This is a genomic window from Geomonas sp. RF6, assembly GCF_021044625.1.
In the GTDB taxonomy this organism is placed as follows: Bacteria; Desulfobacterota; Desulfuromonadia; order Geobacterales; family Geobacteraceae; genus RF6.
The window spans coordinates 3632459-3650588 of sequence record NZ_CP087999.1 but is presented as its reverse complement, the minus strand read 5'-3'; the positions used below and the strand labels follow the sequence as shown (position 1 = coordinate 3650588).

The following is an 18130-nucleotide window of genomic DNA, read 5'->3' as shown; positions in this document are numbered from 1 at the left end:
ATGCCGGAACCGTTCTACAGCAAAGGGCGCATCACCAGGTTCCTGCTCCTTGTCGCCCTCCTGGTAACTGCCCTCACCAGCGTCGTGTACCTGGCCCGCCCCTCCTTTATCGTCCCCACCGAAAACAGGACCACTGACCTGATCATGCTCCTGGCCGATGCCCAGCCGTCGCAGGAATCCGTCGAGATCGTGGACATCGATGAAAGCAGCCTCGAACGGTACGGGCAATGGCCCTGGTCCCGTGCGCTCCTGGCGCAACTTCTGGACAAGCTGGAGGGAGCGGGAGCCCGCACGATCGCACTGGATATCATCCTCGCGGAAACGGAGCGGAATTCACCGCTGCGCCAGGGGGAAATCCAGGCGCCCAGCCATGAACTCCGCGCCTCCACCACCATCTCCCCCGGAAACGATCAGACACTGGCGAACACCCTGGCAAAGGGGCATACCGTCCTCGGCTACGAGTTCCTCTTCGACAGGGGGGAGGTAACTCCGGGGCGGTGCGAGCTGCACCCTCCCCCCATCGTCTGGGTCAAATCGCCGAAACTGTTCGGGAGGAAGCCTGAGCTTTTCCAGGCTGACGACGTCGTGTGCAACCATCCCCTCTTCTCCGGTGCGGTAAAGCGGTCCGGCTTTCTCAATGCCGCGCCCGATTCCGACGGCATCCTGCGTCGCGTGCCGATGCTCATCAAGTACGGGGAGCACATCTATCCCTCTCTGGAGCTGGCGGCGCTGATGCAGTACCAGGGGAGCCGCCAGCTCGAGATCGTGCAGAGGGGAAGCAGCGACAGCATGACCCTCAAGGTCGGGTCGAGATCGATCAGGGTGGACAGCCAGGGGAACATGATCGTGCGCTTCCACGCGCGGAGCGCCCCCCGCCCGAGCATTTCTGCCGAGGCGCTGCTGCGGGATGAAATCCCACCGGAAACGCTCCGGAAAAAAATCGTGGTAGTCGGCTCGTCGGCCGCGGGACTGGAGCCGACGTATCAGACCTTTGCGGGAAAAATCCGCACCCATGTTGAGATCCACGCCCAGGTGCTGGACAACCTGTTAAGCGGGCGGCAACCGGTTCGCACCAGCAACTTCTTGCTGTGGGAGATCCTCGTGGGGGCGATCGCCGCGGCAGGGACCGCCCTTGCCGTCGCAAATTCCGGCGTTATCGCGAGCGGCTCCATCTCGCTGGCGATACTCATGGCGACCTGGCTCGGCATGGGGTTCATCTTCGAAGAGGAGGGATATCTATTCTCGCCGTTGCTGCCGACCGTCCTCATTATCCTCAACTTTGCCACCCTCACCATCGCGAAGGGGTGGAAGGTAGAGCTCGTGGCGCGGAAGGTGGCTGACCGCGCCCTTGTTCTCCTGAAGGAGAGCGAAAAGAACCTGGCCTCCATCATAAAGGCGGTGCCGGACATCATTTTCAGCCTCGACCGCTCCTGCAACTTCCTTTTTATAAGCGATGCGGTCGAGCGCTACGGGGTCGCCGCGAAGGCCCTGCTGGGGCGGGAGATACTCCCCTTCATCAGGAAGTCGCACCGCGACCGGTTTCTGCGCACGGTGGCCGACGCCTTCCGGGAGGGGGCCGGCAACATCGAGTTTCAGGCGGTGCGCATGAAGAGCCGTCAGGTGTGGTTCGACACCCACATGGTCCCCCTGCGCGACGATGCAGGAGCGATAGTCGCACTGCTGGGCATCGCCCGCGACGTGACGGAGAAGAAGGAGACGGAGCAGGCGCTCGCGGAGAAGCAGCACGAGCTCGAGGAGCTGAACGCCGATCTGGAGGCGCGCATAGAGGAGGCAATCGGCGACATGCGGCAAAAGGACCAGATCCTCATACTCCAGGGGCGTCAGGCGGCGATGGGTGAGATGATCAGCAACATCGCGCACCAGTGGAGACAGCCACTGAACACATTGGGACTTGTTGTGCAGGAGTTACTGATCATCCATGGCACCGAGTTCAGCCGGGAGCGCCTGAAGGGGACCGTCGACCAGGCGATGGGCATTATCATGCACATGTCGAAGACGATCGACGACTTCAGAAACTATTTCATGAGGGACAAGGAAAAGAAGCTTTTCAACGTGGTTGAATCGGTACAGAAGACCCTGTCGCTGATCGACCCGACCTTGAAGAGCATGGGGATCGAGGTGGAGCTCCTCGCACCCGCGGAGTGCCTGATCCCGGGTTACCCGAACGAGTATTGCCAGGTCCTGCTGAACATTCTTCTGAACAGTCGCGACGCCTTCGAAAACTCGCCGCCGCGGGGGCGGCTCATCAGGATCACCGTCAGCGAGGAGAAGGGGCACTGCATCGTGACCATCTCGGACAACGCCGGGGGGATAGCAGCAGAAGTTCTTCCGAAGATCTTCGACCCGTACTTTACCACCAAGGGGCCTGACATGGGGACGGGGATCGGGCTTTATATGGCGAAGACGATCATAGAAAAGAACATGGGAGGAAGCCTGACGGCGCGCAATGCCGGTGACGGCGCCGAATTCAGGATCGCCGTGTGAAGGGTGCCAGCGCCTTTAGCGCAAAGACTATGGCGGCTCAGGCCGCCAGCCAAGCTAGCTGTATAGCTCTAGTCCCACCTGAATCTGATACAGTCTCACCGTTATCTGTTTGTGCAGAAGCTGTTCTTGCGTGCCGAGGACACATTGATAGAATTACATTAGCTGTTGCAAGAACTGCAGGTGCGAGGCTGAAAACGCTCCGCATCCCAACTTGTACAAATACCTTCTGTTCCCGGTACGCAGTAGAGGGTCGCACATACAATGAAACGGATCGTAGCCACCCTCATAGTAGCAATCTATCTTCTTTTGCCTCCGCTTTGCCTTGCAAGCGTTGACAATGTCTCGTGGACCTCGTCGACCACCTACTCTCTCGCAGAATACTCTGATACAGAGAAAGTCGGCGACGTCGATACCGACAGCTACGATGGCTGCTGTGCGGAACACTGCCCGTCCGGATACACCGTTTCCCACCCCCACAGTACGACGGCAACTCCCAAGGTCGCCGCGTCCCTCTGTCCGCAGTCTCCCTTCAAAGACATTTTCATACCCCCCCGATTCTCCGCCTGATCTCCCGCTAGTCCAGACCAGCAAGATTCGCAACAGGCACCGATCTGCGGGTGCGCAGACCTCATGACGGTTTCAGGAGTGTCGGCACCACAGATCGGCACAGAATCACGAGGTATGACTACAATGAGTTTCGAGATCAGAGAGGTAGGCAGTAAAGAAGAGGGAAAGTGGGATGAGTTCGTCCTGGCACATCCCGAAGGAACCATCTACCACCACTCGGCATGGCGGAAGGTGCTGGAGACGACCTACGGGTACCGTCCCCTTTACCTGGCCCTTGCGCACAGCCGCTCCGGAGAGTTTCACGGCGTGTATCCATCGATGCTGGTGCAGAGCAGGTTGACCGGAAATCGACTGGTATCGCTCCCTTTCACGTCCTATTCTCCGCCGCTGATGCCGGCGGCAGCCATCGCGGAGGTGGTGCACCACAACCTGAAGAACCATCCGGAAATAGAGTACTTCGAACTGAAGTCCAGGGACCCTTTGCCGGAAACGCCCGAGTTCCTGGTGCATCACAACGGGTACGTTACCCACCTTCTCGACCTCACTATCGGGGAATCAGGGCTTTTGCGGGCGTTCCACCCGACGAGCATTCGCCAGCGCATCCGCAGGGCCGAGAAAAACGGGTTCAGGCTGCGCCTCGCGAACTCCGTCGAGGACCTCAAAAGCTTCTACGCACTGCACATAAACATCAGGAGAAAGCACGGATTGCCTCCGCACCCGTTCAAATTCTTCTGCACCATGTATCAGGAACTGGTTCCCAAAAACCTCCTCTTCGTCCCGTTGCTGGAGTACCAGGGAAAGGTCGTGGCCGGCGCCTTCACTCTCAGGTTCAAGGAGACCTTCACCTACGAGTACAGCGCAACCGACGAAAACTACCTGCACCTATCCAGCAACCAGGCGCTGATCTGGGAGGTCATGAAGATCGGCCTCAGCGAGGGTGCCGCCTGCTTTGACTTCGGCAGGTCGTCCCTCGACAACCCGACCCTCATCGAGTTCAAGGAGCGGTGGGGGGCGAAGCGGCATCCGTTGTCCTACTACTACTATCCGAAGATGGGGAAAGTCGGCACCGAGGGAAGCCTCGGGCGGCGCCTGCTCAACCGCGCCAATCGCATCATGCCGAAGGCTTTGCTGCAGATGGAAGGGGAATGGCTCTACCGTCACCTCGGGTGAAGGGGAAGCTCCGGGTTGCGGAGATACGGGGAGGGGCGACACGGTCCCCCTCCCCTACTTCATGGTGTGCTCGAAGAGGATCTTGAACCCTATGGCAAGGAGGATGAGTCCGCCGCAGATCTCGACCCGCTTCCCCCACATCTCCCCCAGTCTGCGCCCGAGAAGCATCCCGGCTACCGTGAGGACTCCGGCAACGAGACCGATGACGACTGCAGGGCGCCAGATATCCACGTCGAGCATGGCAAGGGTAAGTCCGACGGCCAGTGCGTCGATGCTCGTCGCCACCGCGAGCATCACCATCGTCACCCCCCGCGTCGGATCGGGAGCGGTCTTTTCCTCCTCGTCCTGGTGAAAAGCCCCCCACAGCATCTTTCCCCCCACAAATCCGAGGAGGAAGAAGGCAATCCAGTGATCGTAGTCGGAGATCGACTTTTGTACCGTGAGGCCCGCCAGCCATCCCAGAATCGGCATCAGCAGCTGGAAAAGACCAAAATGGAAGCCGAAGCGGAAAAGGTGCCTGCCGGTAAGTGGATCGAGAACGGCGCCGGCGGCCAGGGCAACGGCGAATGCGTCCATGGCCAGGGCGACCGCTATGCCAAAGATGGTAAACCAGTCCATTTGCGCACCAACCGCTGAACTGCGCGTTCCTTTTCCAGCGAGAACTACTCGCTTTTAGACCCGAGCTTGCGGGTCCAGTCAACCAGAGCAACGAGCAACTGGCTTATCTTTTCACGTGAGTGCTGATCGGTCAGGTTCCCCTCCAGATCGAACTTGCTCCCTGCGGTGGCGATCATCACCTCGGGCTGGTTCAGGGGATACATGTTCAAAAAGACGCAGCACTGCCGCAGATGATACTGCGCGCGGGCGGTTCCAAGCATCCCGATGGAGGCCCCCATGATGCCCACCGGTTTCCCGTCCCACGCATTGTCGCCGTAGGGGCGCGAACCCCAGTCGATGGCGTTTTTCAGTACCCCCGGGATGGAGTAGTTGTACTCGGGGGTCACGAAAAGGATGGCGTCCGCGGCCCTTGTCCGTTGTTTCAGCTCCAGCACCTTCACCGGCGGGCGCTGCTCCAGATCCTCGCTAAAGGGGGGGATGTCGGAGATATCAAAGACCTCCAGGAGAGCATCCTGCGGCGCCAGTGAGAGCGCGGCCTGCAGCGCTGCCCTGTTGTACGATCCCTGCCGCAGGCTCCCTGCGATTCCCAAAATCCTGATCTTGCCGTGCATCGAACACCTCCGTTTTTTATTTCGTCGCGCACTGTCCAGACGAATTATTAAAAGTGTACGGCGGTGAGGCCGCTTCACAAACGCTCATGGCAGTGGCGGGAGAAAATCCTTTATGCCGGCGCCCTCCCTGCCGATAGGGATAAGTCGCGGCTCCTCACGTTCACCCGTTGACGCGCCGCACACGCGATCACGCTCCAACGAGAAAGGGCAGCAATGGAAGGGAATACAGCAAGCTGCGACGACACCCGCAGCTTTGTCGCCGGAAAGCAGTGCGAGCTTGTCAACGCCAACACGGTGCTGTCGCAGATTTCCACCATCATCATCGGCGCCCTCTTCGCCGGGATCCTGTACCGGTGCACAGAGCGGAGGGAGATCTGGATCTGGCTTGCGTTCCTCGTTGCCACAGCTGCCGCACGCCTGCTCCTCTTCCGCATCTATCGCAGACGCGCCGTCACGGGTGACACCGACCGCAGGTGGCTCCGTTACAACTTCATCGCCGTCGCCACAGCCGGCATCGTCTGGGCATTCGGCACCTTTGTCTTTTTCAACCAGGAGGACCCCATCGCCGGGTTCTTCATCGCCATGATCGTCGCCGGCATCGTCTCCGGCGCACTTCCCACTCTTGCCTCCCACTATCCGACCTTTTGCGTCTTCGCGGCCCCCACCCTCTTTTGCTTTTCGCTGCGCACCATCCTCGCCGGGAGGGCGGAATACTATGTCCTTACCATTCTGACGATTCTCTTCGCCGCGGTCATCCTCTCCAGTGCGCGATACTTCAACCGCATTCTGATGGACACCCTCCTTCTCAACCGCGAGAACGAGTCGCTCGTCGAGCGACTGAAAGAGGAGAGAAACGCCGCGCAAGCCGCTGCCCGCGCAAAGAGCACCTTCCTGGCGAACATGAGCCACGAAATCCGCACCCCGATGAACGGGATCATCGGCATGACCGATCTGTGCCTGACGACGAAAGTCGACCCGGAGCAGCACGGGTACCTCACCGCCGTGAAGAGCTCGGCACAGGATCTCCTCGCCATCATCAACGACATCCTCGACTTCTCCAAGATCGAGGCGGGAAAGGTCGTGCTGGTCGACGAGCCGTTCCCGCTGCGCGCGAGCCTCACGAAGACATTGCAGGCGGTGTCGGTGCGCGGAGCGGAGAAAGGGGTGGCTGTCCTTTTCGATCCGGCGCCGGATGTACCGGATTTGGTGACAGGCGACGTCGGACGGCTGCGCCAGGTACTCATAAACCTCGTCGGCAACGCGATCAAGTTCACCGCCGGTGGCGAGGTCGTAGTCACTGTGCGCGTTGTGGAAAAGGGGATGAACGATTGTCTCCTCTCCTTCGCGGTAAAGGATACCGGGATCGGCATCGCGCGCGAGAAGCTCGCTGTCATCTTCCACCCCTTTGAGCAGGGGGACCTCTCCACGACGAAATCGTATGGAGGTACAGGCCTTGGCCTTGCCATCTCGAAGGATCTGGTCGAATCGCTCGGCGGGCACCTCGAGGTGGAAAGCGAGCTCGGAAAGGGGAGCACTTTCACCTTCACCGCCCGGTTTGCCATCGAGGATGCGGTAGAGCCTGCAGATGCCGCACCGTCCCTGCAGGGGCGCACCGCTCTTGTGGTGGAGCCGCACCCGGTCAGCCGCGGGACAGCTTGTCAGGAGAGTTCCGAGAAAAGGGCACTCTCTCTGCTCATCGCTGAGGATGTGCCGATCAACCAGGCCCTCATCGAGACAATTCTGTCGCGGCAAGGGCACCAGGTAACGATTGCCGGAAATGGCGAAGAAGCCGTCAGGACGTGGCGCGAGGCTCCGGACCGGTTCGACCTCATCTTCATGGATGTCCAGATGCCGGTGATGGATGGTCTTGAGGCCACGAGGCAGATTCGTGGAGTGGAAAGGTCGGAGGGGGGGCACGTCCCGATTGTCGCCATGACGGCGTATGCCATGAAGGAAGACAGGGAGAAGTGCCGCGAGGCAGGGATGGATGACTACATCAGCAAACCGTTCAAGCTGGAGGATATCCTCTCGGTTCTGGAGCGGCAGATCGCTGTAGGGCCGGGTGTGGTGGCGGCAACGAAGCAGCAGTAATCACATCTTCCGGTAAAGCACCCCCTGAGCGAGACCGCCGAGGAACGAAATCCGCTTTACCAGCGCGATCCGTTCGCCGCACCCCTCGCGCATGACGGAGGGGAGGGCGCGGCGCAGGAAATCGCTTGCTTCCTCCTCCTCAACGAGGAGTAAGATCCGCAGCAGCGCCCGCCCCGTTGCGGAAGGGGGCCGGTCCAGTTCGCCGACCAGGAGATGCCCCCCCGGCTTCAGAATCCGCAATGCCTCCTTCAGGGAGTCTATTCTGTCCTCATGCGCCATTTCGTGGAGGACGAGAAAGAAGATCACCGAGTCGAACGACTGGTCCGGGAAGGGCAAGGGCGCTCCCGCCCCCTCGACAAGCCGCACCTCCGGAGAGTTCGCGCGGGAGAGCTTTCGTTCGGCCCGGGCGAGCATCTCCCGTGACGGATCTATCCCCACCACCGTGCCGTTTCTCCCGACCCGGCTCGCCGCCATCAGCGTCACCGTTCCGGTGCCGCATCCGACCTCCAGCAGATGGTCTCCCTCCCGGACAGGAAGGAGATCCAGCACCCTTTCCCGCACCCCCCTTTCCCCCCCGAGGAGGACGCCGAGCGCCTTCACTCCAGCGTCGTAGTACGGCGCGATGACCCTGAATCTCTCGTAGCTCTTCCCTTTCATCTCTCTCCTTCTTTCCCCGGATTTTCGCCATCACCCGTTCATCTTGGTAAGAACAAAGGAAAGGAGAAAGCCGGCAGTGGTGACAAGACCCACGACTGCACCTCCCTCTTCGTATGCCTCCGGCATCATCGTGCTGGCCAGCATGGTCAGGATGGCACCTGCGGCAAAGGCCTGTATCCCCCCCGTTATATTCCCTGAAACGCCGGCGAGAAGCCAGTAGCCGATGAGTGAGCTCGCCGCGGAGACGAGGACGACGAGGCTCCACACGGTGAGGATGAAGGTGCGGGTGTGTCCTGCCTTCTGCATACCGGAGGCAGACGAGAGGGACTCCGGGATGTTGCTCAGAAATACCGCCACAACCATCACCACCCCCACCTTCCCGCCTCGCAGCAGGCTTACCCCGATGGCGATCGACTCGGGGATCCCGTCCATGAGGGCGCCGAGGAGGATGGCAGTGGACGAGCCTCCTTTCTGTTGCCCCTGCGAGCGTTTCCGGTGTTTCCCCCCTCCCCTTTCCACAATCTGGTCTCCCAGGTAAAAAAGGAGCGCGCCGAGCGTAAGGCCGACGGAGGCGGCATCGAAGCCACCCTGCCGGTATGCCTCGTCCATCAGCTCGAAGGCCACCGATGAGACGAGGACACCTGCCCCCATCGCCATGATGATGGCGATAACGCGTCTGGAGGCTGGTAAAAAGAGCCCGGCGAGCGCTCCCACCAGAAGGGAGATCCCGCCTACGAACCCCCAGAAACCCGCGGCCATCGCACCGTTTAACATACGAAGTCTCCCTTGAAAGGTTGCGCCGGAGCAAGGCAGGAAGCAGCTGCACTAAGCTGCTGGAATAAAGGCTTTTTTGCAATTATAGCCGTTGCGGACCCCGTTGCTGTTCATGGAGAGACCTGGCAGCAGATGATGACCTGGAACAATGAGGGTATTCTTGGTTATATCTGCATCGGCTTCATTCAGAGGAAAAGGTGGAAGCATCGTGATTGAGACTCGCCATCCAGAGAAGGAATGGCTGTACCGGCTGCTGCGAGGCGGGATCCGTTACCGTCTGTTTTTGCTCGTCTTTCTGATAATGCTCCCCTTCGCTGCCCTTCTCGGCTACATGTACTATGAGCGCTACGAAATCAGACGGACCCACGCACTGCAGTCGGAGCTCGAGGTCGCGCGCGGCCTCGCCGTGTCATTCAGTAACTACCTCAATGGCATCCGCAAGCAAAGTGTCGCCCTCGGTCACGCCATAATCTCAACTCCCGGATCGGAAGAGACTATAACAGCGACGCTACTGACAGGTACAGCCCGGCTCTCCCCGGGGGTACGCAACATCTGCTGGCTCAGCCCGGAAGGCGTTGTGCAGGCTTCCAGCGAGAAGACGCTGGTGGGAAGGGACCTTTCGGACCGGGCGTCTTTCAGAAAAGCCATCACCGGCAGCGACCTTGCCATCAGCGACATCGCACCCACAGGCGCGGTAACTGCGCGGCCGACACTGACGGTTTCGGTTCCGATCCGCGACAACGCCGGAAGGCTCGCTGGCGTTGTCATGACGGCGATCGAGCCCGCACGGCTGAAGGAGTTCGCACTTACCCAGAAGCGACCCGAGGGGGGCGCTCTCGCGGTCTTTGACACGAGGGGGGTCCTGGTCTTTCACAGCCTGCTGCAGAACCCCACCTGGGAGGAGAGGGTCTCCTGGAAAAGGGGGGACAAAATTCTGTCCCGGGCCCTCGTCACCCAGAAGGAGCAGGCAGGCATCCAGCGTATCACTCATCTGCAGAATTCAAAATGGGTGTCGGCGCGCGTCCCGATACCGCCCATCGGCTGGATCGTCGGCGCCGGGCACCCGGTCGATATCGCCTTCGAAGAGGTACGGACAGGGATGATAGGCGACGCGCTTCTCGGTACCGCAGTATTTCTGCTCGCGTTTTGCGTGGCGGCGCTTCTAGGGCGCAGTATCAGCCGTCCCCTCCTGGCCCTTGAGAGGGACGCCCTTCTGATGGGAGAAGGCAGCACCGTGACCGTAGAGGACCCGCTGGCGCCGGTCGAGGTGCAGAAGCTGCGGGAGAGCTTGGTGGACATGTCGGGCGCCCTGCTGCGGCGTTCCAGGGAGTTGCAGGAAAGTGAAATCTCGCTGCGCACCGTTTTTGACAACGTCTACGACGGCATCGTCATTCACGACGAGATGGGGCGCATCATCGACGTCAACAAGCGCTGGCTGGAAATGATGCGCGTCAGCCGGGATCAGGTGCCTACCCTGACCATTGCCGACGCGTCCGCGCATCCGCCCCCCCTCATGGAGCTGACGCCCATGTGGCGCAGGGTCCTCTCCGGGGAGACGATGATGTTCGAATGGGCCGCCCGCCGTCCCGGGGACGGAGCAGAGTTTGACAGCGAGATATTCCTTTGCAGCATCCGCTTCAACGGCAAGGACCTCGTCATGGCCAACATCCGCGACATCTCCGAGCGGAAGCGGATCGCCGCCGAACTGCAGCGCTCGAGGGACGAGCTCGAGATCAGGGTACAGGAACGGACTGCCGATCTTGCCAGGGCGTTTGCCGACCTGGAGGCGGAGACGGAGCTGAGGGTTGCGGCCGTCGAGGAGTTGCGGGTGAAGGAGCAACTGGTGATCCAGCAGAGCAGGCTCGCGGCGATGGGCGAGATGATGGGAAAGATCGCCCACCACTGGCGCCAGCCACTCAACGTCATCGGGCTCATGGTCCAGGACATGCTGCTCTCGGCCCAGGTGGAGACACTCACCGTGCAGGAAATCGAGGAGAGCACCGACCGCATCATGTCCATCCTCGATCGACTCTCCAAAAGCATCGACGACTTCCAGAACCTTTTCAGCCCGGACACGAGAAAATCGGTTTTCTGGGCACAGGAGGTAGTCGAGACCGCGCTCTCCCTGCTCCGGGCCGATCTGGAGGATATCGAGGTGCAGGTCGAGGACAACTGCCAGCGCGGCTGCACTGTGGATGGCTTCAGGAATCAATACCTGCAGGTCGTATTGAACATCATCACGAACGCGCGCGAGACGCTGCAGGACCGCAAGGTAGCTGACCCCGCCATCCGCATAACGATTGCACGCGAGGGTGAGCGCACCGTCGTCTCCATTTCCGACAACGGAGGGGGGATCAACGCGGAGATCAGGGAGAGGATATTTGATCCGTACTTCTCCACGAAGGCACCCGAGAAGGCAACAGGGATCGGGCTCTTTATGGCGAAGACCATCATAGAGAAGAACATGGGCGGCACCCTCACCGCGCGAAACAGAAACTCCGGCGCCGAATTCTCCATCGTCGTCTGAACCCCGCCACAGCCCCGTCACTCCCCCGCCCGCTGCAGCCGGGTTCTTCAAAAAGTCGGGCTATCGCTTCTGTCAAGGGATCAATTCCGGGGGAGCGTGGGGCCCTTGCCACGAAGCACTGCAGAAGGCCCAACGTTCCCCCCTTTGCGAAGGGGGGGCAGGGGGGATTTGATCTTCAAGTCTCCAGAACCGCAGCCCGTTTAACAGTACATCTCGGTCGTCGAACCGCAGTGCTGCGGCAATCCAAAGATCAACGACATAGGCACCACCACTTCTTTTCAAAGTGGCATCGAAGAAAGTGCTTGAGATCACAGCAGTTGCGACTTTGCAGGACGGTGCTGGCCAAGTCAAATCCCCCCTGTCCCCCCTTCGCAAAGGGGGGGACGCGAGGCCTCGTGCGCCCCTTCATTGGAACATACTACGGCTTCCCCGGAATTCTCGGATGAGCCTTTGCAAAGGGGGGAACGTTAGGCCTTCTGCAGTGCTTCGTGGCAACGTACCCACGCTCCCCGGAAATTCCCGAATGAACCTTCATTGTCCTCCGTCCCGCCGCCGGAGAGAAGGGTTGTGCAAAAGCCCCTGAGATGCTATTGTCCGGCATTTGAAGCGACGGCACCTGTTGCTTCCCTACATCAATAACAAGAGGAAATTGCAATGCCATCTAGTCGTTTTGTGGTGACGGTAATCGGTCTGGACAGAGTGGGTATCGTGGCGGGAATCACCCGTGTCATGGCAGAACACAGCGTCAACATAGCGGACATCAGGCAGACCATCATGGACGACCTTTTCACCATGATCATGCTCGCCGAGGTGAAGTCCGAGAACTTCGACCTCGCCCTCTTCCAGCAGGCGATGACTGCCATCGGCGAGGAGCTCGGGGTGCAGGTGATAGTGCAGCATGAAGACATTTTCCGCTTCATGCACAGGATCTAGGGGGCAATAGATGGTGTTACATCCGAACGAGATCCTGGAAACGATAAAGATGGTGACCAACGAGAACCTGGACATCAGGACGGTCACCATGGGCATCAACCTTCTCGGTTGCAGCCATCCCGACATCGACACGCTGAACCGCAACATCTACGACCGCATCATGCGCTGCGCCGACAAGCTGGTCAGCACCACGAAGGACGTCCAGAACCTCTACGGCATCCCGATCATCAACCAGCGCATCTCCGTCACCCCCATCGCGATCGTCGCCGAGAGCTGCGGCGCCGACGACCTCGTCTCCGTCGCGGAAACGCTCGACAGGGCAGCGCGCGACACCGGGATCGATTTCATCGGCGGGTTCAGCGCGCTGGTGCAGAAAGGGATGACGCCGGGGGACCTGAAACTCATAAACTCCATCCCGCAGGCGCTCGCGATCACCAAAAAGGTCTGCTCGTCGGTGAACGTGGCAACCACGAAGGCCGGCATCAATATGGACGCCGTAGCCCTCATGGGGCGCGTCATCAAGGAAGCGGCGGAGCTCACCCGTGACAGCGGCGGACTTGGCTGCGCCAAGCTCGTGGTATTTGCCAATGCCCCCGAGGACAACCCTTTCATGGCCGGCGCCTTCCACGGCGTGGGCGAGCCGGACTGCGTCATCAACGTCGGGGTCAGCGGCCCCGGTGTCGTCAACTCCGCGGTGCGCGCGCTGGAGAATCCCTCCCTTGGCGATATCTCCGAGTGCATCAAGAAGACCGCCTTCAAGATCACCCGCATGGGGGAAATGGTCGGCAAGGAAGTCGCCCGCAGGCTGAACGCGCAGTTTGGCGTGCTCGACCTCTCCCTCGCGCCGACGCCGGCAGTAGGCGACAGCGTCGCCGCGATCCTCGAGGCGATGGGGCTGGAAAGCTGCGGCACCCACGGCACCACCGCCGCGCTGGCACTTCTGAACGACGCAGTCAAAAAAGGGGGCGCCATGGCCTCCTCCTCCGTCGGCGGCTTGAGCGGCGCCTTCATCCCGGTGAGCGAGGACGAGGGGATGATCAAGGCGGTGCAGCGCGGCTCCCTCACGCTGGACAAGCTGGAGGCGATGACCTGCGTCTGCTCGGTTGGCCTCGATATGATTGCTGTCCCCGGCGACACCTCGGCATCCACCATCTCGGCAATCATCGCAGACGAAATGGCGATCGGCATGATCAACAAAAAGACCACCGCCGTGCGCATCATCCCCGCGCCGGGAATGGAGGTAGGCGACATGGTGGAATTCGGCGGGCTCTTGGGCAGCGCCCCGATCATGCCCGTGCACCCCTTCAGCTCGGAGACCTTCATCGCCCGCGGCGGCAGGATTCCCGCACCGATCCAGTCCCTCACCAACTGATTCTTCGCGGGCACCGGAGTTGCCACGACCGGTGCCCGCCCCTTCCCCTTCAAAAATTCCTTTCCTAACTGATCCATCCCCACTATAGTCGCGAAAGCTTTTTTATCAGGAGGCCGCCGTGAAACGGTTCAGCTTGCTTTCGGCAATGATTCTTTTGCTCTTCACCTCCATCTGCGCGCACGCCGCCACGAAAGTTGTGCGTGTCGCCGACAACGCAGCGGTCGACCTCGGCAAAGTGGTGGAAGATCTCGGCCGCTCCGATGTCGTCTTCATCGGCGACACCCACGACGATACCGAGGTCCATCGAAACCAGCTGGAGATCATCCGGTCCCTGCATCAGAGAAACCGGGATCTGGCCATCGGGGTCGAGATGTTCACGACCGACAGCCAGCGGGATCTGGACGACTGGGTCAGCGGGAAAGTCGCGGAGAAGGACTTTATCGAGGTGTACGCCAAAAACTGGTCCTACGACTGGCGCCTGTACCGGGACATCTTCATCTATGCCCGTGACAACAGGATCCCTCTGATCGCGCTGAACGTGCCGAAGCCGATCATGTCGAAGGTGGTGAGGCAGGGGGCAAAGGCGCTGGAAGATTCCGACAGGAAGGAGTTGCCGCCGGGTCCTGCATGGACATTGCATCCGCGTCAGGCGCAGTATCTGAAGCTGATACGGCAACAGGCATTCGGCAACGCGCCGGTGCGCTTCCCCGTCGCCAACTTTGACGAGGCGCAGGCGCTTCGAAACGACGCGATGGCGTATAATGTCGTGAAGTTCAGGAAGAAGGACCCGAAGAGGAAGGTCGTCGTGATCGCCGGGACGTGGCATGCCATCAAGAACGGCGCGCCGGAAAGCCTGAAGAAATACGGGAGCTGCAGCTACAAGGTCGTGCTTCCGGACCTGCCGGAATTCACCTGGCTGAAGCCGACGGCGGAGGACGTCGATTACCTGATGCCGCGAGTCGAGTAGCGCGAAGTCTATGGCGGCTGCGCCGCCAGGACAGGCAAGATGCCTATCCTCCAGTGTGACTCCGGCGTCTTCGGTGAATCGCTTTCAGTGCCACGGCAACTGCCTCGGTCCCCGCCGACCAAAGAGCAACCCGCGCTGGAGCACAGGCTTCCTAGCTTGTGAGGCGGCGCCAGCCGCTAGTCCCTTTGGCGCCCCTTTACCTGCACAATGACCAAGGAGAGCCAATGTCCAACGCAACAGCGGAAACCTCAACTTTGGCAAGCGAGCGCCATCCGGGCGGGCTGATGAACGCCGATCCCCTTCCCCTTGCAGGTGACGTTGTATCCGCATCCCTGATCGCCACGGTCTCCCGGGAGGATACCTCCCTCCTCTACGCAAACGTCAACCTTCCACTCATTCCGGCTTTCGACGTGGAGATTTATAAGATTTCTTACTTCACCACTGACGAGCAGGGGGCCCTGGTAAATGCCTCTGGCGCGCTGGTGGTGCCCACGGATCTGGGCCATCCCGCACCGCTCGTGAGCTACCAGCACGGAACCACCACCCTCAGTTGGGACGTCGCGTCGACCGCCCCTGCAGCCGGCCAGCAGTATCGACGCATCGACGCGCTCCTTTTCGGGAGTGCCGGCTACGTCACCGCCCTCCCCGACTACCTCGGCTATGGCGACACAGCCCACCGGTTCCACCCCTATCTCCATGCGGCAACACTGGCGAGTTCGGTCGTAGATCTCCTGAAAGGCGCGAGGAGCTTCTGTGCCGCGCACAACATCACATTGAGCGGCAAGCTCTTTCTCGCCGGCTACTCCGAAGGGGGGTACGCCACCATGGCCGCCACGAAGGCGATCCAGGAAAATCACCCCGACCTCTCCATAACCGCGTCCGCCCCGATGGCCGGGCCATACGATCTTTCCACCAGCCTGCAGGAAATCCTCAGAACCGACAGCTATCCCGGCGCCGGTTACCTCGCGTTCGCCTTCTGGGCCTACGACAAGGTGTACTCCCTGAACCTCCTGGACCAGGTCATCCTCCCCTCTTTCGCATCCCAGCTCGACGCCATCTTTGACGGCAGCCGAAGATTGGTGGAAGACGACGTGCCGGTTCTGCCAAACGAAATACCGGCGCTTTTTCACAGAGACTTCCTCGCGGAGTTTGTCGGGAACGGTTGCGAACGGTTGAAGTCGAGGATCCGGGAAAACGACCTGCACAACTGGGCTCCGGCCGTCCCGCTGCGCCTGATCCACAGCCGCAGCGACGACATCGTGCACTTCCACAACTCCCTCACCGCCTACCGAAACTTCAGTACCGGCGGCGGAAACGTCGTCGACCTTCTCGAACCTCCTTCGGAAGGGAGTCACAGCGAATGCAGCCTCCCGTCGCTCCTGCAGGCGAAAGCGTGGTTCGACACGCTGATCTAGCGGCTGGCACAGCCCCCCGGTGCCAGCTAAAGAAAAACCCTGTAGTCCACGTGCAATACCTCTGCTAGCCTCTTCGCCGTATCCTTTCCAATGACGCGCTTGCCATTCTCCATCTCCGAAATGTGTCTCTGAGGAATGTTAGACGCCTGTGCAACTTGTACCTGAGTAAGCCCCTCTCGTGTCCTTGCTCCCTTCAGCATGGTGCCGCTCTTGTTGCCTTCCACTTCAGGAAATACGCTCCTCCACTCAACAGAAGTATCATCAGCGGTTTCAAGCCCGATTCGCTCAGCAAACCGTCTTAACCTTACGATTTTCTCCGGCGGGCCGGTAAATCTGGCGACAGCCTTAGGCGTATCAGCTCCAACCGAAGATGCTCGGCTCTTGCCACTTTCAGTACGGCGCTTTTTCGTGCGTTCCAACATATGTGACCTCCACCAGCCGGATCTGGCCGTCCACCACTTCCCATACGGCAACGTACGTGGGCTTCCCCTTTTTCAAATGGCAATGATGCCGAGTCTTTGAAAGTTTCCCGTAGTTGGGCCAGTTGCCCCTCACAGGTCCATCAGTCTCAATCTCGTGCGCCAGGAGCGCAAGGACAGCCCTTAGCTTCTTCGGCAACGTTGCAGCCTGCTTTTCCGCCTGTCGGGTGAATTTGACGGTCCATGGCATGCAAAGCTTTATACCATAATTTAGTATAAAACAAAAGCCAACTGACTGAAGTACACGAGACAGGGGGGAACAACCGGCGTTGCAGCATGGCGACAGATCAATCCTCTGCTAACATGTGTGTTGTTCTTTTTTATACGCGTGGAGGGATCCGGTATGTCCAATGTCATAGACGATGCCGCTGTTTCCATAATCAGGGCGCCGCTCGTCACGCCGTTTCGCATCGCGACGGGGCAGCACGATGAGTTGGCCAACGTCTTTATCCGCCTGAGAAGCAGTGATGGGGCATGCGGCTATGGTGAGGCGGCGGTCGCGACGCACATCACGGGCGAAACGGTGGAGGCCACCATGGCGAGCCTGCAGAGTGCGACCGCGGCCCTGAAGGGGCGCTCGGTCGATGCGCCGGAGGATCTCTGTCGTGAGTTTGCTCCAGCCTTTGCCGGCAACCATGCCGGGCTGGCAGCGCTGGAGATGGCGGTGCTCGATCTCTCCGCCCGCATTCGCGGCATTCCCCTTTACCGACTGTTCCCTCCCGCTGTGGCGCAGGCGCCGGTACTCTCCTTTGCCACCGACATCACGGTTGTCATAGGCTCCGCTGAAGAAGCCCGTGCCACTGCGACTCAGTTCGCCTCCCGGGGATTCGAGGCGTTCAAGATAAAGATTGGGAAGGATGAGGAACTGGACCTGAGCCGCGTCCTGGCGGTGCGGGAGGTTGCACCGGAGAGTACGCTGATTCTCGATGCGAATATGGGATTCACCGGAGAGAGGATGCTGGACTTTCTGGACAGGCTCGACCGCCACGGCGCACGCCCCGTGCTCCTCGAGCAGCCGGTGCCAAAGCACGACTGGGACGGGCTTACGGCGATAACGGCGGCGCTTCAGGGGAGCGGCACACTCGTCTGTGCCGATGAAAGCGTCGGCTCCCTCGCTGATGCCAGGCGGGCCATCGATAGGAACGCCGTCAGCGCCATCAACATCAAGTCGATGAAAAGCGGCCTCATCGAGGGTGCCGAGATCGCGCGCCTTGCTGCTGCAAATGGCATCCCCCTCATGCTGGGTGCGATGATGGAGAGCGCGGTATCGATCACCGCCTCCGCCCACTTCGCGGCCAGCCTCGGCTGCTTCGACTTCATCGACCTCGACACGACCTTCTTCATCAAGGGAGAGCTCTCACACTCGCCGTACCTCGACGACAGCGGCAGATTCGATCTCTCCGCCGCCGCCCCCGGGATCGGCGTGGCAGTACCCTTCCACTGA

General features: G+C 60.4%; 16 protein-coding genes. 10 read left to right on the top strand and 6 right to left on the bottom strand.

All coding sequences use genetic code 11. The annotated features are described in order from the left end of the window. From LPW11_RS15675 to LPW11_RS15665, 3 genes are all read left to right on the top strand, one after another. The gene (locus tag LPW11_RS15675) at positions 1–2505 is read left to right on the top strand and encodes a CHASE2 domain-containing protein (protein ID WP_230994811.1); all 2505 of its coding nucleotides are present in this window, start codon (positions 1–3) and stop codon (positions 2503–2505) included. Positions 2506–2766: 261 nt separating this feature from the next. Beyond that, positions 2767–3072, top strand: coding sequence for a hypothetical protein (locus LPW11_RS15670; RefSeq protein ID WP_230994810.1), 306 nt, complete (start codon positions 2767–2769; stop codon positions 3070–3072). Between the two features lie 123 nt (positions 3073–3195). Beyond that, positions 3196–4242 (top strand): GNAT family N-acetyltransferase, encoded by a 1047-nt coding sequence (locus LPW11_RS15665; RefSeq protein ID WP_230994809.1) that lies wholly within the window; start codon positions 3196–3198, stop codon positions 4240–4242. A 54-nt stretch (positions 4243–4296) separates the two neighbouring features. Here the strand turns inward: LPW11_RS15665 and LPW11_RS15660 are convergent, their stop codons facing one another. Both LPW11_RS15660 and LPW11_RS15655 read right to left on the bottom strand, forming a co-directional pair. Next, on the bottom strand, positions 4297–4860 hold the full coding sequence (locus LPW11_RS15660) for a manganese efflux pump MntP (RefSeq protein WP_230994808.1): 564 nt from the start codon (positions 4858–4860) through the stop codon (positions 4297–4299). A gap of 44 nt (positions 4861–4904) precedes the next feature. Further along, complete coding sequence (locus LPW11_RS15655) at positions 4905–5471, bottom strand: NADPH-dependent FMN reductase (RefSeq protein ID WP_230994807.1); 567 nt, start codon at positions 5469–5471, stop codon at positions 4905–4907. Between the two features lie 213 nt (positions 5472–5684). Between LPW11_RS15655 and LPW11_RS15650 the strand changes: the two genes are divergently transcribed. Continuing rightward, positions 5685–7562, top strand: coding sequence for a response regulator (locus LPW11_RS15650; RefSeq protein WP_230994806.1), 1878 nt, complete (start codon positions 5685–5687; stop codon positions 7560–7562). On the opposite strand, the gene LPW11_RS15645 is transcribed toward LPW11_RS15650, so the two are convergent. Continuing rightward, entirely contained in the window at positions 7563–8219 is a 657-nt protein-coding gene (locus LPW11_RS15645) for a class I SAM-dependent methyltransferase (protein WP_230994805.1), read from the bottom strand. It lies immediately after the preceding gene. Positions 8220–8249: 30 nt separating this feature from the next. Then, a complete protein-coding gene (locus LPW11_RS15640) occupies positions 8250–8993 on the bottom strand; it encodes a ZIP family metal transporter (RefSeq protein ID WP_230994804.1) in 744 nt (247 codons plus the stop codon). A gap of 208 nt (positions 8994–9201) precedes the next feature. Here LPW11_RS15640 and LPW11_RS15635 point away from each other — a divergent pair, with 208 nt between their 5' ends. The 5 genes from LPW11_RS15635 to LPW11_RS15615 all read left to right on the top strand — a co-directional run bounded on the left by LPW11_RS15635 (position 9202) and on the right by LPW11_RS15615 (position 16207). Then, a complete protein-coding gene (locus tag LPW11_RS15635) occupies positions 9202–11520 on the top strand; it encodes a cache domain-containing protein (protein WP_230994803.1) in 2319 nt (772 codons plus the stop codon). Positions 11521–12174: 654 nt separating this feature from the next. Beyond that, positions 12175–12453: an ACT domain-containing protein gene (locus LPW11_RS15630; RefSeq protein WP_230994802.1), complete on the top strand. Its 279-nt coding sequence runs from the start codon at positions 12175–12177 to the stop codon at positions 12451–12453. Positions 12454–12463: 10 nt separating this feature from the next. Continuing rightward, positions 12464–13825 carry a PFL family protein gene (locus tag LPW11_RS15625; RefSeq protein WP_230994801.1) on the top strand — a complete coding sequence of 454 codons (1362 nt, stop codon included), beginning with the start codon at positions 12464–12466 and terminating at the stop codon, positions 13823–13825. A 118-nt stretch (positions 13826–13943) separates the two neighbouring features. Further along, positions 13944–14792, top strand: a complete 849-nt coding sequence (locus LPW11_RS15620; RefSeq protein WP_230994800.1) for a ChaN family lipoprotein — start codon at positions 13944–13946, stop codon at positions 14790–14792. Positions 14793–15016: 224 nt separating this feature from the next. Next, positions 15017–16207 carry a lipase family protein gene (locus LPW11_RS15615; protein ID WP_230994799.1) on the top strand — a complete coding sequence of 397 codons (1191 nt, stop codon included), beginning with the start codon at positions 15017–15019 and terminating at the stop codon, positions 16205–16207. 26 nt (positions 16208–16233) lie between these two features. Here LPW11_RS15615 and LPW11_RS15610 read toward each other — a convergent pair whose 3' ends face one another. Beyond that, on the bottom strand, positions 16234–16629 hold the full coding sequence (locus tag LPW11_RS15610; RefSeq protein ID WP_230994798.1) for a helix-turn-helix domain-containing protein: 396 nt from the start codon (positions 16627–16629) through the stop codon (positions 16234–16236). After that, on the bottom strand, positions 16598–16876 hold the full coding sequence (locus tag LPW11_RS15605) for a type II toxin-antitoxin system RelE family toxin (protein ID WP_230994797.1): 279 nt from the start codon (positions 16874–16876) through the stop codon (positions 16598–16600). The genes LPW11_RS15610 and LPW11_RS15605 overlap by 32 nt, the downstream gene beginning before the upstream one ends. Before the next feature lie 153 nt (positions 16877–17029). Here LPW11_RS15605 and LPW11_RS15600 point away from each other — a divergent pair, with 153 nt between their 5' ends. Further along, on the top strand, positions 17030–18130 hold the full coding sequence (locus LPW11_RS15600) for a dipeptide epimerase (protein WP_230994796.1): 1101 nt from the start codon (positions 17030–17032) through the stop codon (positions 18128–18130).